This is a genomic window from Oleisolibacter albus, from assembly GCF_003336875.1.
GTDB classification, from domain to species: Bacteria; Pseudomonadota; Alphaproteobacteria; order Azospirillales; family Azospirillaceae; genus Niveispirillum; species Niveispirillum album.
On the sequence record NZ_QGNJ01000004.1, the window covers coordinates 128,736 to 153,444 of the forward strand.

Below are 24,709 nucleotides of genomic sequence, written 5' to 3' on the forward strand. Positions count from 1 at the left end.
GCTCAGAACCCCAGCGGCGACGGCGGGCGGCGCATGCCGGGGCGCTGCTGGGCCGTGGGCACGGACACCATGCCGGCCTGGCCGATCACCACCTCATCGCCCTCCTTCAGCCCCTCGACGATCTCGGCCATGGCATTGTTGTTGACGCCGACCTTGACCTCGCGCGGGGTCACCTGCCCGTCGGCTCCCAGCACCTGCACCATGTAGGTGCCGCCGCGGCGTCGCGGCCCCAGGGCGGCCGACGGGATGGTCGGCACGCCCGTGGCCCGGGCCAGCACGATGGAGACCTGGGCGGTCATGGAGATGCGCAGCTTGCCGTCCGGGTTCGGCACGTCGAACCGGCCATTGTAATAGATGGCCGTGGCGGTGCTGCTGGAGCTGCTGGCCGCGCTGCTGGTGGAGTCGGTCTTGATCGAGTCCGGTGCCGGCTCCACCGTGCGCAGGCTGGCGGTGTAGCGGTTGTCCGGCTCGCCCAGGATGGTGAAATAGACCTCCTGCCCCGGCTTGACCTTGACCACATCGGCTTCGGAGATCTGGGCCTTGATGGTCATCGAGGACAGATCGGCCAGCTTGACGATGGTCGGCGTCGTCTGGTTGGCGTTCACCGTCTGGCCTTCCAGCGTGACGATGGCCACCACGGTGCCGTCGATGGGGGCGGTGATCTGGGTGTAGCCCAGATTGACCCGGGCGGTTTCCACCTGCACCTGGGCCTGGGCGATTTGGGCGTCATAGGCCGCCACCTGTGCCTCGGCCGTCTTCAGGGCCGCTTCGGCCGCCTCGTAATCGGCGCGGGAGGTGGCGTCCGCCGCCATCATCTCCTTCTGCCGGCGGAAGGTCAGCCGGGCCTGGGCCAGGGAGGCATTGTGCGCCAGCTTCTGTGCCTTGATGTTGGTCAGGCTGGCCTCGGCATTGCGCAGCGCGTTCTGCTGCGGCACGGAGTCGATCTGGGCGATCAGGTCGCCCTTCTTCACCGGCTGGCCCAGCACGACCTTCAGCGACTTCACCTGGCCCGACACCTGGGCGCCGACGCTGACCAGGTTGGCGGCTTCCAGCGTGCCGGTGGCCAGCACGGTGCGTTCGACGTCGCCTGTGGTCACCGGGGCGGTGGCCATCTGCGGGGTGCTGCTGGCGGGGAAGAACATGGCCTTGGCGCCCCAGGCGACAACCACGATCGCGAGGAGGATCAGAACCCAGCGGAGGAGGGGGCGGGTGTTGGTCTTCATGGTTCTCGGCGGCAAGGTCCGCTGCGCCTGTGCAAGGCGTCCGGACGCGGGGACGGGAGGAAGGATCGTGAGTGTTGGCCGGTTTCAGCGCGGCGTCGTCCGCAGGGCGTGGGAACGGACCGTCGGGTCCAGAGGGTCGGCGCGGCGCCTCTGCGGCAGCAGACGGGCAGTCGTCATGGTTACGTCCGTTGAGAGGAAGCCCTACGACCTTATACGGGGCGGCGCGGCAAACCCGTCACCCCCGCCGTGAGGAGACCGGACGAGGTATAGCGTCATTGGCCCCGCCGGGCCATGGCGGGGTTCATGGCGACGGTGGACTGTCCCATGACCGGCCTCACAGCCGTGGCACAACGGCCACGGTTCCGGCGGCGGCCAGACGCTCGACGGCGACGGGGACCCCATACAGCGCGGCCAGGGCCTGTGCCGTCGCCACCCGGGCCGGGGGGCCGAGGGCGGCCAGCCCGCCCGGACGCAGCAGGGCCACCCGGTCGGCCAGGGCATGGGCCTGGGCCGGGTCGTGGGTGGACAGCACGATGCTGTGGCCGGCATCCCGCAGCTGCCGCACCCGTTGCAGCACCCGGACCTGATTGCCGAAATCCAGGCTGGCCGTCGGCTCGTCCATGACCAGGACGGGGGCGCCCTGAGCCAGGGCGCGGGCGACCAGGGCCAGTTGACGCTCGCCGCCGGACACCTCGGCATAGGAGCGGCCGGCCAGGTGCGCGATCCCCACCGACTCCAGCGCCGCATCCGCGGCCGCCCGGTCGGCGGCGGCGGGCGTGGCGAACAGGCCGATCTGGGCCGCGCGCCCCATCAGCACCACATCCCGAACCCGGTAGGGGAAATGCACCGTGTGACTCTGTGGGAGGAAGGCAATGCGGCGCGCCACCGCCCGTCTTGGCAGGCCGGCCAGATCGGCGCCGCCCAGCCGCACCTGCCCGCCCAGGGGCGGCAGCAGCCCCAGCAGCGTCTTGAACAGCGTGGTCTTGCCGCTGCCGTTGGGGCCCAGCAGGCACAGCACCTCGCCGGGCTCCAGGCTGAGCGTGATCCCGCTGCCCAGGGTTCGGCCGGGATAGCCATAGGCCAGGTCCAGCGTTTCCAGCATCACGCCCAGCCTCGCGGGCGGCTGGCCATCAGCCACAGGAAGAAGGGCGCGCCGCAGCAGGCCGTGAGGATGCCCAGCGGCACCTCCACCGCGGCCAGGGTGCGGGCGGCCGTGTCCACGGCCAGAAGGAACCCGGCCCCCAGCAGGGCGGCGGCCGGCAACAGCCGGGCGAAGTCCGGCCCCACCAGCAGCCGGGCCACATGGGGCACCAGCAGACCGACCCAGCCCACCGTGCCGGCCACCGACACGGCCGCCGCCGTCACCAGCGTGGCACCGGCGATGAAGACCAGCCGCAGCGGCCCGGTCTCCACGCCCAGGGCGCGGGCCTCCTCCTCCCCCAGGGTCAGCAGGTTCATGCGCCAGCGCAGCAGCGCCAGCGGCAGCAGGCCCAGCAGCAGCGCCGGCAGCAGGGCGGCGGCGTCCTCCGGCGTCACCGCCGCCAGACTGCCCAGCAGCCAGTAGGTGATGGCCGGCAGCTGGTCATAGGGATCAGCCAGCACCTTCAGCAGGGAAATGGCGGCGCTCAACAGGGCACCGACGGCGATCCCGGCCAGGACCAGGAACAGCAGCGGGTCCTGCCCGCGCACGGCCGCCGCCACACCATAGACCAGGGCCACGGCGGCCAGCCCGCCCAGGAAGGCCAGCCCCTGGATGGCCAGCACCGGCAGCGACAGCACGATGCCCAGAATGGCCCCCAGACTGGCCCCGGCCGACACGCCCAGCAGGTCGGGACTGACCAGGGGATTGCGGAACATGGCCTGATAGGCCGCCCCGGCCGAGGCGAGGGCTGCGCCCACCAGGACAGCGGCCAGCACCCGGGGCAGACGGATCTGCCAGATCACCGTCTCGACGGCCGGGGCCAGGCCGCTGTCGCCGCCGCTGAGGCGGGCCCAGACGGCGCGGGCCAGATCGGCCGGGCTGATGGCGAAGGCGCCGAGGCCAAAGGCCAGCAGCAGCATCAGCACCAGCAGCAGTGGCGGCAGCAGCGCGGGCAGCCGCCAGCAGGACAGCCGCCAGCGGGACAGAAGGCCCGCCGTCACGGATCGACCTCGCCGGCCTCGGCCACGGCCAGCAGCGCCCCGATCCGGGCGTCGCTCAGCGTCACATGGTAGAAACGCTGGTAGAAGTCGCGGACGATGGGCCGGATATCCTCGGGGAACAGGTCGGGATACAGGACGGACACCAGCCAGCGGGCGCCGATCAGCCGGTTGACCCCCGGCGGGAAGTCGACCCAGCCGAAGGGGAGCCTCGGCGACAGATAGACCCGGCCTTCCCGGACTGCCCGCAGCACCTGCCAGCGCGGATCGCTGCCCAGGCGGCGGTGGAAATTGGGGTCGATGGTCAGGATCACGTCCGGGTCCCAGGCCAGCACCTGTTCCAGCGACACCTCGGCCAGCCCGCCCGCCCCGGCGCCGGCGGCGGCGTTCACGGCCCCGACCCGGTCCAGCACCTCCAGATTGATGGAGCCGGCGAGGCCGGTCTGCAACCCGTCGGTGCCGCGGCCGTAATAGACGCGCGGACGCCTGTCCGGCGGCAGGGTGGACAGGCGCCGGTCGATATCGGCCAGCATGGCCTCGGCCCAGCCCGCCAGCTCCTCCGCCTTGTCCGCGCGGCCCAGCAGGGCGCCCAGGGTGCGGTAGGTGCGGGGAATGGCGGCATAGCGCCCGTCCAGCAGGATATAGGGGATGCCGGTCTGCTGCTGGGTGCGGTCGGCGGAATCGACGAAGCTGCCCCGGGTGGCTCCCACATCGAGGATCAGGTCCGGTTTCAGGGCCAGGACGGTTTCGGGGCCGGCGCTGCTGCCGCGCCCGGCGATGCGGCCGGTGGCCGGCAGGCTGGCATAGGGTTCGGCCAGGAAGGCCTTTTCCCGCGCCCGGTTCTCCCGCGGCCAGCCCAGCAGCAGGTCCGGCGCCAGGGTATACAGCAGGATGGCGGCCGGTGGCCCGGCGGCGAACACCCGCTCCACCTTGTCGGGCACGGTCACCACCCGCCCGCCATCATCGGTCATGCTGCGGGCGAGGGCGGTCTGGACAGGCCCGGCCAGCACCAGCATCAGGGCGGTGATCAGGATGGCGGCCGCGCGCCTCATTTGCATCCCCTCCGGACCGGGCGGCTCTGGCGGCCGCAGCAGACGGAGCGTAGCGGGATTTGCAGAAGGCTGCAGCTTTTCCGCAGCGCCGGAAACCACCGGGGGGAGCCCGGAAACGACGAAGGGCCCCGCCGGTGTCGGCGGAGCCCTTCGGATCTGGTGGAGCCAAGGAGGATCGAACTCCTGACCTCTACAATGCCATTGTAGCGCTCTCCCAGCTGAGCTATGGCCCCGGAACCCGTCGCTGCCGTCTGGGAACGGCGCGTGGGCGCGGTATATGCGCGAACTCGGCGCGGGAGGCAAGAGGTTTTTGGCATGGTCCGGCTGCGGCGGCCTCATGCCGGTCAGGGTTCCGGCGTTACGCGGCCTCCGGCGCCGTGCCGGGGCCGGAAACGACGAAGGGCCCCGCCGGTGTCGGCGGAGCCCTTCGGATTTGGTGGAGCCAAGGAGGATCGAACTCCTGACCTCTACAATGCCATTGTAGCGCTCTCCCAGCTGAGCTATGGCCCCGGAACTCGTGAGCGCCGGCTGGGTCCCCGGCGTTCGTGGGGGCGGTTTATCGTCGAAGTCGCGCGACGGTGCAAGGGAAAAATGGAGGGGCCAGTTTCTTTTTCGTAAAAGCCGGCCTTCCGTCGTCCCCTGGCCTCAGCGATCCTTGGCCTCAGCGATCCTCGTCGCCCTCGACGTCCACCACTTCGCCCATGTCGTCGCCGTCGTTCAGCTCGTCGGCGTCCTCCAGCAGGACGTCCTCGTCCTCGACGGCGTCGTCCACATCCTCCCCATCCTCGATTCCGGGGACCTCGACATCATCGGCGGCCGCGTCCAACTCCTCGTCGGCGGTCTCCTCCTCGGCATCGATGGTGTGCGTCTCCTCATCCTCCACCTCGACGGGGGGCTTCTTCACATCCTCGACGGGGATCGGGCGGGCACGGCGGGAGCGCAGCAGTGCCTCCGGATCGAACACCGTGCTGCAGGACGGGCAAACCGGCGGGTCTTTCCGCATGTCGTAATAGCGCGTGCCACAGTTGGGGCAGATGCGCTTCACGCCCCATTCGGCTTTGGCCACGTTAAACCTCCATTGTTCACGCGCGCCCATTCCATGCGCCGCGGTATGGCGGCGGCACATGCCATGAGTCCCGGCCCCCGTCAACCGCTAGAATGGCGGCTGCCCCGTAAAGGCGGCGGAAGGGGGCGATGTGCCCCGCTCATGGCCCGGCGGGTCTGTCGCGATTTCCTCCGGCCCGGTGGATATGCTAGGAGCATGGCAGAATATTCTGTCCCTGTGACCGCCGATTCGAGCAAGCCCATGTCCCACGCCATGCCCCCCCGCCCCCTGCTGTCCCGGCGCAGCGGTGCCCTGTCCGGCACGGTGCGCGTGCCCGGCGACAAGTCCATCTCCCACCGTGCCCTGATGTTCGGGGCCCTGGCCCTGGGAGAGACACGGATCGAGGGGCTGCTGACAGGGGAGGATGTCCTGCGCACGGCCGATGCCCTGCGCGCGCTGGGCGCCGGGATCGAGCGACAGGCGGACGGAAGCTGGATCGCCCGCGGACGCGGCGTCGGCGGACTGGCCGAGCCGGACCGGGTGCTGGACATGGGCAACAGCGGTACGGCGGCGCGCTTGCTGATGGGGCTGGTGGCGACGCATCCCTTCACCACCATCTTCACCGGCGATGCCTCCCTGACCAAGCGGCCCATGGCCCGGGTGACCACGCCCCTGTCCACCATGGGCGCCAGCTTCGTGCTGCGCTCGGGCGGGCGGCTGCCGGGCGCGGTCGTCGGCACCTCCATGCCGGTGCCGATCAGCTACCGCCTGCCGGTGGCGTCGGCCCAAGTGAAATCTGCCATCCTGCTGGCCGGGCTGAACACGCCGGGCAGGACCACCGTGATCGAGCCGGAACCCACCCGCGACCATACCGAGCGCATGCTGCGCCATTTTGGGGCCGAGGTGGTGGTGGAGCCGACCGAGGACGGCGCCCTGGCCGCCACCGTCACCGGCGAGGCCAGCCTGACCGCCCGTGACCTGCGGGTGCCGTCGGACCCCAGCTCGGCCGCCTTCCCCACCGTGGCGGCCCTGATCCGGCCGGGCAGTGTCATCACCCTGCCGGGCGTGGGCATCAATCCGCGCCGTACCGGGCTCTACGACACGCTGATCGAGATGGGGGCCGACATCGCCTTCACCAACCGGCGGGAGGAGGCGGGCGAACCCGTGGCTGATCTGGTGGTGCGGGCCGGGACGCTGACGGGGGTCGAGGTTCCGCCGGAGCGGGCGCCGAGCATGATCGACGAGTACCCCATCCTGGCCATCGCCGCCGCCTGCGCCCAGGGGCGGACGCTGATGCGCGGCATCGGCGAGCTGCGGGTCAAGGAGAGCGACCGCCTGGCCATGATCGTGGCCGGGTTGCAGGCCTGCGGTGTCGCCGTGGAGTTCGGCGAGGACTGGCTGGCGGTGCAGGGCACCGGCGCCCCGCCCCGCGGCGGCGCCACCGTGGCCACCGCCATGGACCACCGCATCGCCATGAGCTTTCTGGTGCTGGGCAGCGCCAGCGACGAACCGGTGCGGGTGGATGACGGCGCCTTCATCGACACCAGCTTCCCCGGCTTCGTGACGCTGATGAACGGGCTGGGGACGGCCATCGGCGAGGACTGATCCCCGCCGCCGGCGCCGGGACACGGTTGCGGCGGGCGGGACAGTGCGTTGCGGTCCGGCATCTTTTCCGTCCGCCGGGCAACGGACACACTCGGCGTCACAAGCGGCACCGGTCCCGGACCGGGGGCGGTGCCGGTGTCGACCGAAGAAGAGATCTGTCCCCATGAAGCTGTATTATTCTCCCGGCGCCTGCTCCCTGGCCTCCCACATCGCCCTGCGCGAGGCCGGATTGCCGGTCGATCTGGTCAAGGTGGACCTGCGCAACAACCGCGCCTGTGCGGACGGTGCCGATTTCCTCGCCATCAATCCCAAGGGCTACATCCCAGCCCTGGTGCTGGACGATGGCGCCGTGCTGACCGAGGGGGTGGCCATCCTGTCCTATGTGGCCGACCGCGCCGCGGCCGGCCTGCTGGCCCCGGTCCATGGCGGCATGGAGCGCTACCGTCTGCTGGAATGGCTGACCTTCATCGCCACCGAACTGCACAAGGGCTTCGGCCCGCTGTGGAACCCGGCCACGACCGAGGCCGCCCGCGCCGCGGCGGTGGACAGGCTGCTGGGGCGTCTCGCCTATGTGGATGGGGTGCTGAAGGACCGCCCGTTCCTGACCGGCGCCGGCTTCACCATCGCCGACGCCTATCTGTTCACCGTGGTGGGCTGGGCCGGCTTCCTGAAGCTGGACATCGGTCATCTGCCGCATCTGGCCGCCTTCCAGGCCCGCGTCGCCGCCCGCCCGGCGGTGCAGGCGGCCATGAAGGCGGAAGGGCTGCTGGGCTGAAGCCTGCGGGCCGCGGGCTGGTCACTCATCCCGCGGCCACAGCGGTCTTGACGGAACCGGCCGGGGGTACCACGGTGGCGCCCGCAATCCCGACCCCGACCGATCCAGGCCCATGTCCCTCGTCATCGCCATCGACGGCCCCGCCGCCAGCGGCAAGGGCACGCTCGCCCGCCGCATCGCCGCCACCCTGGGCTTCGCCCATCTGGATACGGGCGGCCTCTACCGCGCCGTGGGGCTGGTGCGCCTGCGCCAGGGCGGCGATCCGGCCGATGCCGTCGCCGCGGCCGTGGCGGCCCGCAGCCTGACGCCGGACAGCATCGGCACCCTGACCGCCGACCCCGCCCTGCGGGCCGATGAGACGGCGCGTGCCGCCTCCGTCGTCTCCGCCGTGCCGGCGGTGCGGGCGGCGCTGCTGGACTTCCAGCGCGACTTCGCCCGCACGCCCCCGGCCGGGGCGGCCGGCGCCGTGCTGGACGGGCGGGACATCGGCACGGTGGTCTGCCCCGATGCCCCGGCCAAGCTGTTCGTCACCGCCACCACGGAAGTGCGGGCGGAGCGCCGACTCAAAGAGTTGCTCGGCCGCGGCATCGGGGCTATATACGCCGACGTCCTGAAGGACATGTTGGACCGTGACGCGCGCGACAGCCAGAGGGCGGTAGCACCCCTCGTGCCGGCTGCCGACGCGTTTTTGCTTGATACGTCCTCGTTGGATGCCGAGCAGGCCTTCGACGCAGCCATGACCTTCATCCGGTCGCGCCCCGGCTTTTCCGGGCGCTGATCCGGCGGGACCCTGCCGCTCCGGCAGGCCCCGTCCTTCGGGACAGACCAGACCGGCCGGCGGCGATGGTGCCGCGGGCGGGTGAAAAGCCGTCCGGCATGGGGCCGGGCGCATCAACCCAAGTCGCCGGGCGTGGTGTCCGGCGCGGCGGTGCAAGATTCGGCGAACCGGCTCGGGCGTGTCGGCTAGCGGATGGCGTGCCGCTCCTGGATCCACCTTAGGAGTTTTCATGGCCCAGGTTTCCACCAAGGCTTCTCCCGCCAAGGAGAGCTTCGCCGCCCTGCTCGAGGAATCGTTCGGCGCCGCCGACAGCCTCGAAGGCACCGTCGTGAAGGGCAAGGTCCTTCGCGTTGAGAACGATCAGGTGCTGATCGACGTTGGCCTGAAGTCCGAAGGCCGTGTCGCGCTGAAGGAATTCGCCGTTCCCGGCCAGCCGGTCGAGCTGAAGGCGGGCGACACCGTCGAGGTTTATCTCGAGCGCATGGAAGACAAGAACGGCGAAGCCGTCCTGTCCCGTGAGAAGGCCAAGCGCGAAGAAGCCTGGACCCTGCTGGAGAAGTCGTTCAACGACCAGGCCCGCGTCACCGGCGTGATCTTCGGCCGCGTCAAGGGCGGCTTCACCGTCGACCTGAACGGCGCCGTGGCCTTCCTGCCGGGCAGCCAGGTGGACATCCGCCCGGTGCGCGACATCTCCCCGCTGATGGGCACCCCGCAGCCCTTCCAGATCCTGAAGATGGACCGCTCGCGCGGCAACATCGTGGTGTCCCGCCGCGCCGTGCTCGAAGAGAGCCGTGCGGAGGCCCGCTCCGAGCTGGTGGCCAGCCTCAAGGAAGGCCAGGTGCTGCAGGGCGTGGTCAAGAACATCACCGATTACGGTGCGTTCGTGGATCTGGGCGGCGTTGACGGCCTGCTGCACGTCACCGACATCGCCTGGCGCCGCATCAACCACCCGTCGGAAGCCCTGCAGATCGGCCAGACCGTCACGGTCCAGGTCATCCGCTTCAACCCGGAGACCCAGCGCATCAGCCTCGGCATGAAGCAGCTGGAAGCCGATCCGTGGGAGGGTGTGGAAGCCAAGTACCCGGTCAGCGCCAAGTTCAAGGGCCGCGTCACCAACATCACCGACTACGGCGCCTTCGTGGAGCTGGAGCCGGGTATCGAGGGTCTGGTGCACGTCTCCGAGATGAGCTGGACCAAGAAGAACGTCCATCCGGGCAAGATCGTCTCCACCTCCCAGGAGGTCGAGGTGATGGTGCTGGACGTGGATCCGGTGAAGCGCCGCATCTCGCTGGGTCTGAAGCAGACCATGCAGAACCCCTGGGAGGCCTTCGTCGAGAAGTTCCCGGGCGGCACCGAGCTGGAAGGCGAGGTCAAGAACATCACCGAGTTCGGTCTGTTCGTTGGTCTGCCGGGCGACATCGACGGCATGGTCCACCTGTCCGATCTGGACTGGAACCGTCCGGGCGAGCAGGCCATCCAGGACTACAAGAAGGGCGACCAGGTCAAGGTCAAGGTTCTCGACGTGGACGTCGAGAAGGAGCGCATCTCCCTCGGCATCAAGCAGCTGGCCTCCGATCCGTTCGAGCAGGCTGCCGCTGGCGTCAAGAAGGGCGACGTGGTCACCTGCACCGTGACCCAGGTCACCGAGGGCGGCATCGAGGTCGAGGTGGGCGAAGGCTTCACCGGCTTCATCCGCAAGTCCGACCTGTCGCGTGAGCGTTCCGAGCAGCGGCCCGACCGCTTCGCCGTCGGCGAGAAGGTCGATGCCAAGGTCACCCAGGTCGATCGTGCGACCCGCAAGATCAGCCTCTCCATCAAGGCCAAGGAGGTCGAGGAGGAGAAGCAGGCCATGCAGGAGTTCGGTTCCTCCGACTCCGGCGCCTCGCTGGGCGACATCCTGGGCGCCGCTCTGAAGCGCAAGCAGCAGGGCGAGTAAGGGACGAAACGATCTGCCGGTTCCCGTTCGGGACCGTCGGGATTGGGGGCCGCTCCGGGAAACCGGGGCGGCCCTTCGTCTTTCCGGTTGCCGCCTTGGGATCAGGTTCCTCATCTGTGCCTAAAAAGCGCATGCATATGAACGGGTTACCCTTGCGTGCCCCTATTCACTGCGGCACTCTGTTGTTTGCCGGCCAGGGCGGCGCGGCGGACCTCCCCTGGGGAGGTGGGGCCGACCGGCCCCTTGGCCGACAAGCGGCCCGGCGTCACGGGGGGAAGCAGAAGAAATGACCAAATCCGAACTCATCCAGCGTCTGGCGGAACGCAATCCGCATCTCTATCAGCGGGATGTGGAAAAGATCGTCACCACCGTCTTCGACGAGATCACCGAGGCCCTGGCCCGGGGCGACCGGGTGGAGCTGCGCGGCTTCGGCGCCTTCTCGGTCAAGCGGCGCGATGCCCGCACCGGCCGCAATCCCCGAACCGGCGAAAGCGTGTCGGTGGAGGAGAAGGCCATCCCCTTCTTCAAGACCGGCAAGCAGCTGCGCGAGCGGCTGAACACCGACGATGAATGACGCCCCGCGCCGGCGGCGCCTGACGCGCGTGCTGTCTTGGCTGGTGACGCTGCCGCTGGCCCTGGTGGCCGTGTCTTTCGCCGTCTCCAACCTGACGCCGGTGGAACTGGCGCTGTGGCCGCTGCCGTTCCGGCTGGAGGCGCCGGTCTATGCGCTGGTGCTGGTGACCCTGGTCGTCGGCTTCATCGCCGGCGGGGCGGTGACCTGGCTGGGGCAGCACCACCACCGCAAGGCGGAACGGGCGCACCAGCGCCGGGCCGACCGGCTGGAAGCCGAACTGAAGGCGTTGCAGCAGCAGGACGGCGCCAAGGCGGCAACGGCATTGCCGGCGACCCTGCTGCCGCCGGCGGGCTGATTCCGGACCGCTCCGGAGCAAGGCGGGTGGGGCGGGGATGTCCCGCCCCCAGGCGGGTCTCAGGGGCGGGTCTCAGGCGGCGGGTCAGGCGGCCGGGGCTGGCGGATGCGGCCGGCGGCGGCGCTTCTTCCAGCGGTCCAGCAACTGGTCGAACGGCTGCAACAGCCGCTCCTGCAGGCCCGGATCGCCCTCCAGCTTGCCGAAGGCGAAGGCGCCGGCTTCCAGCGTGCTGACGCTTTCCTTGCGCGGTTCGCGCCGCACCGTGCCGTAGGCCGAGCGGAAATCGGGATGGATGACGACGCGGCGCAGCTTCAGCAGCCAGGCGTTGCGCCACCACAGGGTCTTGGCCTGGGACCAGGTGCCGTCGATCAGCACCAGCCCTTCGAGATCGGCCAGGATGATGTCGCTGTCCGGCAGCGGGCCGTTCTTGCCGACCACGGCGATGCCGCCACGGGGAACCTTGGCCACATCCTCCTTGCTGCCCATGTGCAGCACGCCCCAGCGCCGCGGGTCGGCCTGGGACCGGCCCAGCGCCTTGGCCAGATTGGCCCAGGACAGGCCCACCTTCACCACCGCGCCCTCGATCTGGCCCGACAGCAGCCGGGCCGTGCCCAGCTCCACATCCTGTTCCTGCGGATGCTGCAGGATCAGCAGGCCGAGGCGCGTGCGCACGGGTTCCAGCTCGGCGCAGAGGCAGAGATCGGGGGGCTTGCCGCAGGTCTTGCAGGGTTCCGGCGGGGCGGGCGGGGGCGGGGACAGCAGTTCATCGCTCATGATGGCGCATCCTAACGCAGGCGCCGCGGCTTTGGCAGGGGGTGCCGACCCGCGTGCCGCGCGCAGAGGGGCTGCGTTCCCGCCTCCTGCACCGCGCCGTCGGCTGCGGCGGCCTGAAACGCGCCGGGCCGGGGGATCGCTCCCCCGGCCCGGTTCCTCCCTTCGCGTCGTTCCCCGCGGCCGGTTCTGCGCCGGCCGGCCTGGGGGGCCGGCCGTTACGCCGCCGACCGGATGGCGATGGCCCGCACCTTCTCGTCCACATGGGACTCGAACTGCTGGAAGTTGCTCTCGAAGCGGCGCGCCACCTCACGGGCCGTGGCGTCATAGGCGTGCTTGTCGCTCCAGGTGTTCTTGGGCGTCAGCACCTCGGTCGGCACCCCATCGCAGCCCGACGGCACCAGCAGGCCGAAATTGGGCTCCGGCGCGTGGGCCACGCTGGCCAGCCGCCCGTCCAGGGCCGCCCGCACCAGGGCGCGGGTGTGGCTGATGGACATGCGCTTGCCGGTGCCATAGGCGCCGCCGGTCCAGCCGGTGTTCACCAGCCAGCAGTTCGAGCCGTACTTGGCGATCTTCTCGCCCAGCAGCTTGGCATAGACGGTGGGATGGCGCGGCATGAAGGGAGCGCCGAAGCAGGTGCTGAAGGTGGCCTGCGGCTCGGTCACGCCCTTTTCCGTGCCGGCCACGCGGGCCGTATAGCCGGACAGGAAGTGGTACATGGCCTGTTCGGCCGACAGCTTGCTGATGGGCGGCAGCACGCCGAAGGCGTCGGCCGTCAGCATGATGATGTTCTTGGGCTGGCCGCCGATGCCGGTGGCGCTGGCATTGGGGATGAAGTCGATGGGGTACGAGGCGCGGGTGTTCTCGGTATAGCGCGCATCGTCCAGGTCCAGCTCGCGGCTGGCCGGGTCCATCACCACATTCTCCAGCACGGTGCCGAAGCGCCTGGTGGTGGCATGGATTTCCGGCTCCGCCTCCGCCGACAGGCGGATGACCTTGGCGTAGCAGCCGCCCTCGAAGTTGAAGACGCTGGTGTCCGACCAGCCATGCTCGTCATCGCCGATCAGCGTGCGGCTGCTGTCGGCGGAGAGCGTGGTCTTGCCGGTGCCGGACAGGCCGAAGAAGATGGCGGTGTCGCCCTGGGGGCCGATATTGGCCGAGCAGTGCATGGGCAGCACGCCCTTGGCCGGCAGCAGGAAGTTCAGGACCGAGAAGATCGACTTCTTGATCTCGCCGGCATAGGAGGTGCCGCCGATCAGCACCAGCCGGCGCTTGAAGTTGATGATGATGAAGGTCTCGGACCGGGTGCCGTCGCGCTCCGGCACGGCCTTGAAGTCGGGCACCTGCAGCACGGTGAACTGCGGCTCGAAATCCCGCCGGTCCTGGTAGGCCGGGCGGATGAACATGTTCTGGGCGAACAGGTTGTGCCAGGCGTGCTGGGTGACGATGCGCACCGGCAGGCGGTGTTCCGGGTCGGCGCCGGCATAGAGGTCCTGCACGAAGACCTCGCGGCCCTGCAGGTAGGAGGTCACGCGGGCATGCAGCCGGTCGAACCCGTCCTCGGTGAAGGCCTTGTTGGGACCCCACCAGATGTCGTCGGAGGTGGTCTCCTCCTGGACGGTGAACTTGTCGTTGGGCGAGCGGCCGGTGTGCTGACCGGTGATCGCCACCAGGGCGCCATCGCGGGACAGGGCGGCCTCGCCGCGGCGCAGGGCTTCCTCGTAGAGCGAGCCCGGCGACAGGTTCCAGTGGGCGGCCTTGAGATTGTGCAGGCCCAGATAGTCAAGGCCGAAGCTGCTGATGACGGGACCGGTGGTTTCCACGTTCGTGATCTCCCTGATGATCCGAACCGTTGCCTGCGTCGGGCCGGTGCCGCGGCCGCCGTCCCGGCCCATCCGCCGCCGCGACACCGCCTGCGGACATGGATGAACCCGGATGCGGTCCGCACAGGCGACCACCGACCTGGGCGAGGCGGACGAATGGTAGTGCCCTTCGCAACACAACCACCCGTCTCTTGTAACGGCAGGCGTACACTTACCGTTCTCGCCCGGGGGCTGCAACCCTCCGGGTCGCTAGACCGATCCACCCCTTGGCCTGCCCCGGTCGGAGGGGGGGCGGCGGTGAGGCACGGTTCACGGGCGCGGCAGGCCCAAAGCCGGGCAGCCGCGATCCAGCGCGCCGCTGGCTGCGGCATTTTGCAGCGCCTGGCGGAGCTGTGCGGCGGCATGCTGGAAACCGGCCGACCAGCGGCGGCGGTCCGCCTTCTGCGCCGTCAGCCGTCGGTCCAGGGCCGCCAGAACCTCCTTGGCCGGCTGGCCGGCGTTCAGCTCGTCCAGGACGATGGACAGGGCCAGGCTGAAGGCTTCGGCGCCGCCATCCTCACTCGGTTCGGCCAGCAGCGAATCGAGCATCTCCGCCTGTTCGAACGCGGACCCCAGATAATCCTCGCGGGCGGCGGTGCAGCGTTCCACCCAGATCCGGTCCTTGAGCTCCAGCCGGATCGTTGAACTTGGTGCCAAGGCCGTCGGCAGATCGGCGAACCCGGTCCAGCGGGGATCGAAGCCGAGAAGGGTCGGCGGCATCGGCTCCGTCCCGGAACCGGTGTCCAGATTGTTGACGACGACGTCGCGCGGCGGGGCGATCTCCGTCAGGCTGCGGCCATCCACGGCCAGCACGGCCACATGCTCGCAGCCCGCGCAGTTGCCGCCATTCCAGACATCGGCCAGGACCAGCGTGTCCTTGCCCTGGTCCAGCACGGGGGGATCGGCGGGGGCGCCGCCCACCTGATCCGGCAGCAGGCCGGTGGCGACCTCTGTGGCCGGACCGCCGCCCGCGGCGGCGTGGTGCAGCGTCAGCGTCAGCCCGTCCTGGTCGGCGCCGCTCTTGTCCGGGGGGCACCGGCGCCAGAGGGACACGAACCAGGTCCCGCCGTCGCGGGCCGGTTGGCTGCGCGTTCCCTGCAAGCTCTGGTCGGGAGCGGGCCTGGTGATATGGACCGCCTTCAGCGCCCCTTCCTGGGCCGCCATGTCCGGATCGGGGCAGAGATCCTGGGCCCGGGCGGCCTGGGCCGTACCGGCCAGAAGCAGCCCCAGCAGGGCGGGAAGAAGCGGAATCGGGCGCATGGCCCCCCCATCGACGGCAAGGCGGTGACAGCAATAGCGGACGGGGGCTTGCCGTACAATCCGCCGTCCGCTCCGTCGCCCCCCTGGCCCGTCAGGATTCCGACTGTCCCGTCGTCCGGGCCTGCTTGACCAGGCGGACCAGTTGCGCCCGGGCTTCGTCCGCCGTGGCGACGGGCGTGTGGAAGGACAGGCGCGCCGACTCGCTGCCGTCATGCAGATCGCACCCCTCCGGATCGATGCCGGTCATGCGCCAGTCGCCGCCCTGCCGGCCCAGCAGGGCGGTGGCATAGAGCTGCAGCGCGTCGGCATGGTCCTCGTTCATATGCGCGACGATGTCGGCCTCCCGTTCGGCCAGGGCCTGCCACTGCGCCGCCGGCAGCAGCAGATCCCCGCCGGCGATCCAGCGGATGCGGCCGAAGCCGGCCACCAGATGCGCCCGCTCCGGCAGCAGCCGCCACAGGGCGAAGTCGCGGAATCCGGCATAGCCTTCGGCTTCGGGATGGCGGGCCAGGAAGCGGGCGCGCAGCCGCGGATCGGCCGACGGCGCCAGCCGGCCGAGGACGGAGACACGCGGACCGGTCAGCCGGTCGGCATGGCCGCCCGTCCCGTCGAACAGCAGCCCGCCGCGGCTGTCGGCCGCCAGATTGCGGGTATGGTCGGCCAGATCGGAGATCAGCAACAGCGGTGTGGCATCGAGATCCAGCGCCACCAGCACCAGGGACGGGTAAGGCCAGCCGCCCTGGGCGGGGGCTATCATGTCGCGCTGGGCCGTGGCCAGCGCCGCCTGTCCGCACGCCCGCATGACGTGGCGGGCGGTGGCGGGAAACCCCTCCATTCCGGCGGTCGGCGAAGCGGTGCTGTCGCTCATGATGGGCTGTCCTGGTGCAAAGGGAGGCGCAAAGGCGACGCAGAAGGGGTAGGCTCTCATCGGGCACGCCCCACTCGTGCCATATTGAAAGTGCTGTGTGACCCTGGCAAAGGGGAACAGGCGGGGGCGGCTGTGGCATGGTCCAGCGGCATCCCGGCAGCATCACCCCGATGGCCGTTGGAGAACAAGACGGTGGCCCAGACGATCGCCCTGGTCGATGACGACCGCAACATTTTGACTTCAGTTTCCATCGCCCTGGAGGCGGAGGGATACGATGTCCGTACCTATACCGACGGCGACGAGGCCCTGCGCGGTCTGAGCGGGCGTCCCGTGGATCTGGCCGTGCTGGACATCAAGATGCCGCGCATGGACGGGCTGGAGCTGCTGCAGCGCCTGCGCCAGACTTCGCAGATGCCGGTGATCTTCCTCACCAGCAAGGACGACGAGACCGATGAGCTGACCGGTCTGCGCATGGGGGCGGACGACTACATCAAGAAGCCGTTCAGCCAGCGCCTGCTGATCGAGCGTATCAAGGCCCTGCTGCGGCGCGGCGAACTGGCCCAGGGCAAGGGCACGGTCGATCCCGGCCAGACCCTGATCCGCGGCGAGCTGATGCTGGACGGGTCGCGCCATCTCTGCACCTGGAAGGGCAGGGAGGTGGACCTGACGGTCACCGAATTCCTGCTGGTCAAGGCCCTGGCCCAGCGGCCGGGTCATGTGAAGAACCGCGACCAGCTGATGGATGCCGCCTATGGCGAGCACATCTATGTGGATGACCGCACCATCGACAGCCACATCAAGCGCCTGCGCAAGAAGTTCAAGGCCGTCGATACGGACTTCGCCCAGATCGAAACCCTGTACGGTGTCGGTTACAAGTACCGTGAATAAGCGGCGGTGCGTCCGAGGTAGCGCCAATTCCGGCGTTACATACAAAAGAATGTAATGCCGCATGACCGTTACAGGACAAGACGGTGCCGCGCCCGATGCGGTCCTGCGACCCAATAGGGACCTGCGGGCGGGGCCGCGTGTCCCGGCGCAGCCGGCACCCGACCCGCCGGCCAAGGCCGATGGGACGCGGGGCAAGCCGGGAACATCCGGACAAAAGGCGCCGGCCAAGCGGGAAAAGGCTGCTGCCAAAACCAGACCGCCGCGCCGCCGCCGCCGGCTGCGCCCGATCTCGCCGCTGACCCTGCGCATCCTGGCCGTCAACGTGCTGGCGCTGGGCACGCTGATGGGCGGCCTGCTCTATCTCGGCACCTATCAGCAATGGCTGATCGGCAAGGAGCTGGAGAGCCTGACCACCGAGGCGCGGATCTTCGCCGGCGCCCTGGGGGAAGGCGCCATCGAGCCCAGCTTCGACGAGTTCAACGAACCGTCCAGCGATCTGTCCTACGAACTGGCCCGGCAGATGGTGCGCCGGCTGGTGGAGACCACGGACACCCGCACCCGCCTGTTCGCCCCGTCGGGCGAGCTGGTGGCCGACAGCCGCGTGCTGGGCGGGCCGAAGAGCATGGTGCAGATCGAGGAGCTGCCGCCCCTGCGCGACGGCAACCCCCTGAGCGAACTGGGTATCCGGCTCTACGACTATGCCGTCAATGCCGTGCCCGAGCGGGAGCACCTGCCGGCCTACCCCATGGAATCCGACATGCGGGCCGATGCCTTCCCCGATGTGCAGAAGGCCCTGAACGGCGAGATCGGCAACAATGTCTGGCGTGTGGCCCGTGTCGATGGCCGCACCGATATGCTGCTGACGGTGGCGGTGCCGATCCAGCGCTACAAGAAGGTGCTGGGCGCCGTCTATATCTCGCGCACCGGGAGCGAGATCGACCGGGCCGTGCGCGAGTTCCGCATGGACATCCTGCGTCTGTTCGGCGGCACGCTGGGTGTCACCGTGCTGCTGTCGCTCTATCTGGCCGGCACCATCGCCCGCCCCATCCGTCGGCTGGCCGAAGCGGCGGACGCCGTCCGCACCGGCCATGGCCGTCAGGCCACCATCCCCGACTTCTCGCGCCGGCGCGACGAGGTGGGCGACCTGTCCGTCAGCCTGCGGGAGATGACGGCGGCCATCTGGAACCGCATGGATGCCATCGAGCGCTTCGCCGCCGATGTGGCGCACGAGATCAAGAACCCGCTGACCAGCATGCGCAGCGCCGTGGAGACGGTGCAGCTGGTCAAGACCGACGAGCAGCGCCAGCGCCTTCTGGCCATCATCCACCACGATGTGCAGCGGCTGGACCGGCTGATCAGCGACATCTCCAACGCCAGCCGCCTGGATGCCGAACTGTCCCGCGCCAATACCGAGCCGGTGGATGTGGGCCAGGTCCTGACCATGCTGGCCGATATCCACAATGTCCCGTTGGAGCATAACGCTGCCCTGGGGGCCTCCACGGGCCAGGAGGGAGAGGCGGCGGATGCCGCCCCCGTGCGGGTGCAGGTGGATCTGCCGGCCGGGGCCAATCTGGTGGTGCCGGGGCTGGAGGGGCGGCTGACCCAGGTGTTCCAGAACCTGCTGTCCAATGCCCTGTCCTTCTCCCCGCCGGGCGGGACCGTCACCCTGCGCGCCCGCGCCTTCGCCGACCGGGTGGAGGCCACGGTGGAGGATCAGGGGCCGGGCATCCCCGAGGGCAAGCTGGCCGCCATCTTCGACCGCTTCTACAGCGAGCGGCCGAAATCCGAAGCCTTCGGCAAGCATTCCGGTCTGGGCCTGTCGATCTCGAAACAGATCATCGACGCGTTGCAGGGCCGCATCTTCGCCGACAACCGCAAGGGACCGGACGGCGGCATCCAGGGCGCCGTCTTCACCGTGGTGCTGCCGCGGGGCTAAGGCCGGCGACCGCCGGCCCGCGGGCCTATGCCCGCGCAAGCCAAGGCGGCGGATGCCGCCGCCCTGCGCCTGAGGGAACCTGAACCAGAACCGGCGGCCGCTGATATTTCTGTCCCGGCAAATACCTGACTATACAAGTGGCTGTTTGATTTTCGTGGAATCGCCCCCCTTGGAATCAGGGGTGTCCCGCTCTACTGTCCCTGTCCCTTGACCAGTGACTGCAGCACGGGCGCGTTTTCATGACCCAGCCTCTCAATACCTTCCGTTCCGGCCCGGATGAGCGCGGCCATTTCGGCATCTATGGCGGCCGCTATGTGGCGGAGACGCTGATGCCGCTGCTGCTGGAGCTGGAGAAGGCCTATGCCGCGGCCAAGGCCGATCCCGCCTTCCATGCCGAGCTGCAGGGCTATCTGACCCAGTATGTGGGCCGGCCCAGCCCGCTCTACTTCGCCGAGCGGCTGACCCGGGAGCTGGGCGGCGCCAAGATCTATCTGAAGCGCGAGGAGCTGAACCACACCGGCGCGCACAAGATCAACAACTGCATGGGCCAGATCCTGCTGGCCCGGCGCATGGGCAAGACCCGGATCATCGCCGAGACCGGGGCCGGCCAGCACGGTGTCGCCACCGCCACCGTGGCCGCACTGTTCGGCCTGCCCTGCACCATCTACATGGGCGAGGTCGATATCGAGCGTCAGGCGCCCAACGTCTTCCGCATGAAGCTGCTGGGGGCCGAGGTCAAGCCGGCCACCTCGGGCAGCCGCACGCTGAAGGACGCCATGAACGAGGCGCTGCGCGACTGGGTGACCAATGTGGAGGACACCTTCTACATCATCGGCACCGTGGCCGGCCCGCACCCCTATCCCGCCCTGGTGCGCGACTTCCAGTGCGTCATCGGTGACGAGACCCGCAAGCAGATTCTGGAGGCGGAGGGGCGCCTGCCCGACATCCTCATGGCCTGCGTCGGCGGCGGGTCCAACGCCATGGGCATGTTCCATCCTTTCCTGGACGATCCCGACGTGCGCATGGTCGGCGTGGAGGCGGCGGGCCACGGTCTGGACGTGCCCAACGGCCATGCCGCCAGCCTGACCGGCGGCCGACCGGGGGTGCTGCACGGCAACCGCACCTATCTGCTGCAGGACCAGGACGGCCAGATCCTGGAGGGGCATTCCATCTCGGCCGGGCTGGACTATCCCGGCATCGGTCCTGAGCATTCCTGGCTGCGCGATGTGGGCCGGGTCGAATATGTCAGCGCCACCGACCGCGAGGCGCTGGATGCCTTCCAGCTCTGCGCCCGGACCGAGGGCATCATCCCGGCCCTGGAGTCCAGCCACGCCATCGCCGTGGCCGCCCGCATGGCGCCGACCCTGTCCAAGGACACGCTGCTGGTGCTGAACCTGTCGGGCCGTGGCGACAAGGACATCTTCACGGTCGCCAAGCATCTGGGTGTCACCATGTGATCCGCGCCCGGCCTGTCACCTGGCTGTCCGCAAGGGCGTCCCGGGCCGCCCCGTCCGGCGCCGCCCCTATCCGGCGTCGCCCCCCTCCGGCGTCGCCCGTGTCCGGCGCCATCATTGTCCGTCGCCGGGGCAGCCGATATGGTCAGCCCCCGTTCCCCCAGCCCAACCAGCGTGCCGCCCATGTCCGTGTCGTCCACCGCTTCCGCTTCCGGCCGCATCGACCGCCGCTTCGCCGCCCTGAAGGCGGAGGGCCGGGCCGGTCTCGTCACCTTCGTCATGGCCGGCGATCCCGACCATGACACGGCCCTGGCCATCCTCAAGGGCCTGCCGGCGGCCGGGGCCGACCTGATCGAGCTGGGCATGCCCTTCACCGATCCCATGGCCGACGGTCCGGCCATCCAGGCCGCCGGCCTGCGCGCCCTGGGCCAGGGGGCCGGCATGGTCTCCACGCTGGATCTGGTGCGCGGATTCCGCCGCGGCGACGCCGAGACGCCGATGGTGCTGATGGGCTATTACAACCCCATCTACAGCTATGGCGTGGACCGTTTCCTGGCCGATGCGCGCGCGGCCGGGGTGGACGGGCTGATCATCGTCGATCTGCCGCCGGAGGAGGATGCGGAGCTGTGCCTGCCGGCCCTGGCGGCCGGCGTCAACTTCGTCCGCCTGACCACACCCACCACCGACGATGCCCGCCTGCCGGCGGTGCTGACCAACACGTCGGGCTTCGTCTATTATGTTTCCATCACCGGCATCACCGGTGCCGCCAGCGCCAGCGCGGCCACGATCCAGGCGGCGGTGGACCGGCTGCGCCGCCATACCAGCCTGCCGGTGGCTGTGGGCTTCGGCATCAATACGCCGGAACAGGCGGCGTCCGTGGCCCGCATCGGCGATGCCGCCGTGGTCGGCAGCGCCATCGTCCGCCAGATCGAGCGCAACCTGGACGCCGACGGCCGTCCGGGCCCCGGTCTGGTCGACGCAGTGCTGGGTTTCGTCCGCTCCCTCGCAGCAGGCGTGCGAAACGCGCGGAAATAGGCTAAACCACGGCCCATCATCGACGGACGGCCGCCGGCTCCGCCTGCGGGCGGCCGCGGCCTTTGAGCGAAGACGCCCATGAACTGGCTTACCAATTTCGTCCGGCCCAAGATCCAGGCCCTGGTCTCCAAGAAGGAGGTCCCGGACAATCTGTGGCTGAAGTGCCCGAACTGCGGGGCCATGATCTTCCACCGCGACCTGGAAGAGAACCTGCATGTCTGCCAGCATTGCGGCCACCATATGCGGCTGGACCCGGTCAAGCGCCTGAAGATGCTGCTGGACCCGGGTTATCAGACCATCGAGCTGCCCAAGGTGCTGGTCGATCCGCTGAAGTTCCGCGACCAGAAGCGCTATACCGACCGGCTGAAGGAAGCCCAGAGCAAGACCGGCCGCCAGGACGCGCTCTGCGTCGCCCACGGCAAGATCAACGGCCAGGCCGCCGTGGTCGCCTGCTTCGACTTCAGCTTCATGGGCGGCTCCATGGGCATGGCCGTGGGCGAGGGGCTGCTGGCCGCCGCCCGGCTGGCCGTGCTGCAGCAGGCGCCGCTGGTCGTCATCCCGGCCTCGGGCGGGGCGCGCATGCAGGAGGCGATCCTGTCGCTGATGCAGATGCCGCGCACCACCATCGCCGTGGAGATGGTGAAGGAGGCCGGCCTGCCCTATGTGGTGGTGCTGACCGATCCCACCACCGGCGGCGTTACCGCCAGCTTTGCCATGCTGGGCGATATCCACATCGCCGAGCCCGGCGCCGTCATCGGCTTCGCCGGTGCCCGCGTGATCGAGAACACCATCCGCGAAACCCTGCCCGAGGGCTTCCAGCGCGCCGAGTATCTGCTGGAACACGGCATGGTCGACATGGTCGTTCACCGCAAGGCGCTGAAGGACACGCTGGGCCGCCTCATCGACCTGCTGCGCCGTCCCGGACCGGGGGCGGAGATCGTGCGGCTGATGCCCGCCGAGGACCGCGGCGGGCTGCGGACCGGACCGGTGCCTGTTCCGGGCGCCGAGTAAGCCGGGGGAATCAAGAGCACCTCATGTCGCCGGCCGAAGGCCATCCGCCCGGGCAACCGGGCCTCGCCGTGCGGGGGCGCGTATCCCGCGCATGAGCCGGCGCATGAGGGGGGCGGGTGTCGATCGGTCACGGGTCGGCAGCCGGTGGTGAGGACGGGCAACGGGCAGGGGATCATGATCAAGGCGGTGGTGGCGACGGAGACGGCGCGGCTGGAGGCTGTGCTGGAGCGGATGCGGCAGTTGCATCCCGTGACCATCGACCTGTCGCTGGGCCGTATCGAACGGCTGCTGGCCAAGCTGGGCAATCCCGAGCGGCGCCTGCCGCCGGTGGCCCATGTGGCCGGCACCAACGGCAAGGGGTCCACCGTCGCCTTCCTGCGTGCCATGGCCGAGGCGGCCGGGCTGAAGGTGCATGTCTATACCAGCCCGCATCTGGTGCAGTTCCGCGAGCGCATCCGTCTGGCCGGCAAGCTGATCGGGGATGAGGTGCTGGCCGACCTGCTGGAGGAGGTGGAGCGTGTCAACGGGACCGACCCCATCACCTTCTTCGAGGTGACCACGGCCGCCGCCTTCCTGGCCTTCGCCCGCACCCCGGCCGATCTGGTGCTGCTGGAGGTGGGGCTGGGCGGGCGGCTCGATGCCACCAACGTCATCGCCCGCCCGGCGGTCAGTGTGCTGACCCGCATCTCCTACGATCATATGCAGTTCCTGGGCGGCACCCTGGCCGAGATCGCCTGGGAGAAGGCAGGCATTCTCAAAGCCGGCTGCCCCGCCGTGGCCGGTCCCCAGGCCGATCCCGCCGTGATCCGGGTGTTCCGGGAACGGGCCGGTGAGCTGGGCCTGCCGCTCTACCTCCATGGCGAGGACTGGACGGCCCGCGACAGCGGCAGCGGCCTGCGCTACTGCGCCGACGGTCAGGTGCTGGACCTGCCCTATCCCGCGCTGCTGGGCGCGCACCAGCTGGACAATGCCGGGCTGGCCATCAGCGCCGCCCGCCATCTGCCCTATGATCTGGACAGGGACGCCATCTCCGCCGGCCTGCGCCGGGTGGAATGGCCGGCCCGGCTGCAACGCCTGACCCGCGGGCCGCTGGCGGCGACGCTGCCGCCGGGCTGGGCGCTGTGGCTGGATGGCGGCCACAATGACAGTGCCGGCGAGGTGCTGGCCAAGCAGCTGGCCGCCTGGACCGCCGACGGCCAGCCGGTGGATGTGATCTTCGGCATGCTGGGCAGCAAGCAGCCCCAGGATTTCCTGCGCCCGCTGGTGCCGCATGTGCGCCGGTTGCTGGCCGTGGGCATCCCCGGCGAGGCCAATGCCCTGCCCCCGGACGATGCCGCCGCCCAGGCCCGGGCTGCTGGCATTGCCGCCGCAGAATCCGCCGACAGCGTCCAGGCTGCGCTCGACCGGCTGGTGCAGGCCGACGGCCCCTCGGCGCGGGTGTTGATCTGCGGCTCGCTCTACCTGGCCGGCAGGGTGCTGCGCGACAACGGCTGAGCCGGCAGCGACGGCGGGTGCGTGGCTCACTCCGCCTTTCCCCCTCGCCGTCATCCCCAGCCTCTCCGCATCGTCCCCGCGATGGCGGGGACCAAGGGGCGGCAGACCGCGCGCGCCAACGAAAACGGCGGGCCGCAGGGCCCGCCGTTCGTATGTCTGCTGGCTGACGCCAGGGGTCAGAGCACGCTCTTCACCCAGTCCTTCAGAGCCTGCTTCGGCATGGCGCCGATCTTGGTGGCGGCGACCTGGCCGTCCTTGAACAGCATCAGGGTCGGGATGCCGCGCACGCCGTACTTGGTCGGGATGTTGGGATTGTCGTCGATATTGACCTTGGCCACGGTGACGGCGCCGGCCAGCTCGGTCGCGATCTCGTCCAGGGCGGGGGCGATCATCTTGCAGGGGCCGCACCACTCGGCCCAGAAGTCCACGAGAACCGGGCCTTCGGCCTTCAGCACGTTGGAGTCGAAGGTGGCATCGGTCACATGGGAAATGGCGTCGGCCATGGGGAACCCCCAATATCTTGTGTGTCTCGCTGCCGGTCACATACCGTTCCCGGCGTCGCTGGAATGTGGCACCCGTGCCGGGGCCGGTCAAGGCGGCGTCGGCCGCACGTCTGTCCTGCGTCGGCCGCGACGGGGGCGCCCGACA

General features: G+C 69.7%; 22 protein-coding genes and 2 tRNA genes. 12 read left to right on the forward strand and 12 right to left on the reverse strand.

Annotated features, from left to right (window positions below; genetic code table 11):
• Positions 1 to 2: 2 nt before the first annotated feature.
• The 7 genes from macA to DK368_RS07180 all read right to left on the reverse strand — a co-directional run bounded on the left by macA (position 3) and on the right by DK368_RS07180 (position 5,480).
• Positions 3 to 1,223 (reverse strand): macrolide transporter subunit MacA, encoded by a 1,221-nt coding sequence (gene macA, locus DK368_RS07150; RefSeq protein WP_114393250.1) that lies wholly within the window; start codon positions 1,221 to 1,223, stop codon positions 3 to 5.
• Between the two features lie 334 nt (positions 1,224 to 1,557).
• The gene (locus DK368_RS07155; protein WP_205028098.1) at positions 1,558 to 2,325 is read right to left on the reverse strand and encodes an ABC transporter ATP-binding protein; all 768 of its coding nucleotides are present in this window, start codon (positions 2,323 to 2,325) and stop codon (positions 1,558 to 1,560) included.
• On the reverse strand, positions 2,325 to 3,365 hold the full coding sequence (locus DK368_RS07160; protein WP_240002375.1) for a FecCD family ABC transporter permease: 1,041 nt from the start codon (positions 3,363 to 3,365) through the stop codon (positions 2,325 to 2,327). The genes DK368_RS07155 and DK368_RS07160 overlap by 1 nt, the downstream gene beginning before the upstream one ends.
• Positions 3,362 to 4,414 (reverse strand): iron ABC transporter substrate-binding protein, encoded by a 1,053-nt coding sequence (locus DK368_RS07165; RefSeq protein ID WP_114393252.1) that lies wholly within the window; start codon positions 4,412 to 4,414, stop codon positions 3,362 to 3,364. The genes DK368_RS07160 and DK368_RS07165 overlap by 4 nt, the downstream gene beginning before the upstream one ends.
• Before the next feature lie 157 nt (positions 4,415 to 4,571).
• Positions 4,572 to 4,647 (reverse strand) — tRNA-Ala (locus DK368_RS07170).
• 201 nt (positions 4,648 to 4,848) lie between these two features.
• Positions 4,849 to 4,924: transfer RNA gene (locus tag DK368_RS07175), tRNA-Ala, on the reverse strand.
• A 151-nt stretch (positions 4,925 to 5,075) separates the two neighbouring features.
• Complete coding sequence (locus tag DK368_RS07180) at positions 5,076 to 5,480, reverse strand: TIGR02300 family protein (protein ID WP_114393253.1); 405 nt, start codon at positions 5,478 to 5,480, stop codon at positions 5,076 to 5,078.
• Between the two features lie 252 nt (positions 5,481 to 5,732).
• On the opposite strand from DK368_RS07180, the gene aroA reads away from it, so the two are divergent.
• The 6 genes from aroA (at position 5,733) to DK368_RS07210 (ending at position 11,482) form a co-directional block, all read left to right on the forward strand.
• The gene (gene aroA / locus DK368_RS07185) at positions 5,733 to 7,064 is read left to right on the forward strand and encodes a 3-phosphoshikimate 1-carboxyvinyltransferase (RefSeq protein ID WP_240002376.1); all 1,332 of its coding nucleotides are present in this window, start codon (positions 5,733 to 5,735) and stop codon (positions 7,062 to 7,064) included.
• Between the two features lie 163 nt (positions 7,065 to 7,227).
• Positions 7,228 to 7,839 (forward strand): glutathione transferase GstA, encoded by a 612-nt coding sequence (gstA, locus tag DK368_RS07190; protein WP_114393254.1) that lies wholly within the window; start codon positions 7,228 to 7,230, stop codon positions 7,837 to 7,839.
• A 112-nt stretch (positions 7,840 to 7,951) separates the two neighbouring features.
• Positions 7,952 to 8,617: a (d)CMP kinase gene (gene cmk, locus DK368_RS07195; protein ID WP_114393255.1), complete on the forward strand. Its 666-nt coding sequence runs from the start codon at positions 7,952 to 7,954 to the stop codon at positions 8,615 to 8,617.
• A 229-nt stretch (positions 8,618 to 8,846) separates the two neighbouring features.
• Positions 8,847 to 10,553, forward strand: a complete 1,707-nt coding sequence (gene rpsA, locus DK368_RS07200; protein WP_114393256.1) for a 30S ribosomal protein S1 — start codon at positions 8,847 to 8,849, stop codon at positions 10,551 to 10,553.
• A gap of 286 nt (positions 10,554 to 10,839) precedes the next feature.
• Positions 10,840 to 11,127, forward strand: a complete 288-nt coding sequence (gene ihfB / locus DK368_RS07205; protein ID WP_114393257.1) for an integration host factor subunit beta — start codon at positions 10,840 to 10,842, stop codon at positions 11,125 to 11,127.
• Positions 11,120 to 11,482, forward strand: coding sequence for a lipopolysaccharide assembly protein LapA domain-containing protein (locus DK368_RS07210; protein WP_114393258.1), 363 nt, complete (start codon positions 11,120 to 11,122; stop codon positions 11,480 to 11,482). The genes ihfB and DK368_RS07210 overlap by 8 nt, the downstream gene beginning before the upstream one ends.
• 84 nt (positions 11,483 to 11,566) lie before the next feature.
• Here the strand turns inward: DK368_RS07210 and DK368_RS07215 are convergent, their stop codons facing one another.
• The 4 genes from DK368_RS07215 to DK368_RS07230 all read right to left on the reverse strand — a co-directional run bounded on the left by DK368_RS07215 (position 11,567) and on the right by DK368_RS07230 (position 16,243).
• Positions 11,567 to 12,256, reverse strand: a complete 690-nt coding sequence (locus tag DK368_RS07215; protein WP_114393259.1) for a tRNA-uridine aminocarboxypropyltransferase — start codon at positions 12,254 to 12,256, stop codon at positions 11,567 to 11,569.
• Between the two features lie 215 nt (positions 12,257 to 12,471).
• A complete protein-coding gene (locus tag DK368_RS07220; RefSeq protein WP_114393447.1) occupies positions 12,472 to 14,076 on the reverse strand; it encodes a phosphoenolpyruvate carboxykinase in 1,605 nt (534 codons plus the stop codon).
• 309 nt (positions 14,077 to 14,385) lie between these two features.
• Complete coding sequence (locus DK368_RS07225) at positions 14,386 to 15,375, reverse strand: hypothetical protein (RefSeq protein WP_114393260.1); 990 nt, start codon at positions 15,373 to 15,375, stop codon at positions 14,386 to 14,388.
• A gap of 91 nt (positions 15,376 to 15,466) precedes the next feature.
• The gene (locus DK368_RS07230) at positions 15,467 to 16,243 is read right to left on the reverse strand and encodes a HugZ family pyridoxamine 5'-phosphate oxidase (RefSeq protein WP_114393261.1); all 777 of its coding nucleotides are present in this window, start codon (positions 16,241 to 16,243) and stop codon (positions 15,467 to 15,469) included.
• A 192-nt stretch (positions 16,244 to 16,435) separates the two neighbouring features.
• On the opposite strand from DK368_RS07230, the gene DK368_RS07235 reads away from it, so the two are divergent.
• The 6 genes from DK368_RS07235 to DK368_RS07260 all read left to right on the forward strand — a co-directional run bounded on the left by DK368_RS07235 (position 16,436) and on the right by DK368_RS07260 (position 24,061).
• Positions 16,436 to 17,131 carry a response regulator transcription factor gene (locus tag DK368_RS07235; RefSeq protein ID WP_114393448.1) on the forward strand — a complete coding sequence of 232 codons (696 nt, stop codon included), beginning with the start codon at positions 16,436 to 16,438 and terminating at the stop codon, positions 17,129 to 17,131.
• Between the two features lie 61 nt (positions 17,132 to 17,192).
• Positions 17,193 to 19,067, forward strand: coding sequence for a stimulus-sensing domain-containing protein (locus DK368_RS07240; RefSeq protein ID WP_114393262.1), 1,875 nt, complete (start codon positions 17,193 to 17,195; stop codon positions 19,065 to 19,067).
• Between the two features lie 239 nt (positions 19,068 to 19,306).
• A complete protein-coding gene (trpB, locus tag DK368_RS07245) occupies positions 19,307 to 20,524 on the forward strand; it encodes a tryptophan synthase subunit beta (protein WP_114393263.1) in 1,218 nt (405 codons plus the stop codon).
• A gap of 180 nt (positions 20,525 to 20,704) precedes the next feature.
• Positions 20,705 to 21,556, forward strand: coding sequence for a tryptophan synthase subunit alpha (gene trpA / locus DK368_RS07250; RefSeq protein ID WP_114393264.1), 852 nt, complete (start codon positions 20,705 to 20,707; stop codon positions 21,554 to 21,556).
• 78 nt (positions 21,557 to 21,634) lie between these two features.
• Complete coding sequence (gene accD / locus DK368_RS07255; RefSeq protein WP_114393265.1) at positions 21,635 to 22,567, forward strand: acetyl-CoA carboxylase, carboxyltransferase subunit beta; 933 nt, start codon at positions 21,635 to 21,637, stop codon at positions 22,565 to 22,567.
• A gap of 174 nt (positions 22,568 to 22,741) precedes the next feature.
• The gene (locus DK368_RS07260; protein WP_114393266.1) at positions 22,742 to 24,061 is read left to right on the forward strand and encodes a bifunctional folylpolyglutamate synthase/dihydrofolate synthase; all 1,320 of its coding nucleotides are present in this window, start codon (positions 22,742 to 22,744) and stop codon (positions 24,059 to 24,061) included.
• Positions 24,062 to 24,237: 176 nt separating this feature from the next.
• Here DK368_RS07260 and trxA read toward each other — a convergent pair whose 3' ends face one another.
• On the reverse strand, positions 24,238 to 24,564 hold the full coding sequence (trxA, locus tag DK368_RS07265; protein ID WP_114393267.1) for a thioredoxin TrxA: 327 nt from the start codon (positions 24,562 to 24,564) through the stop codon (positions 24,238 to 24,240).
• Positions 24,565 to 24,709: the final 145 nt, after the last annotated feature.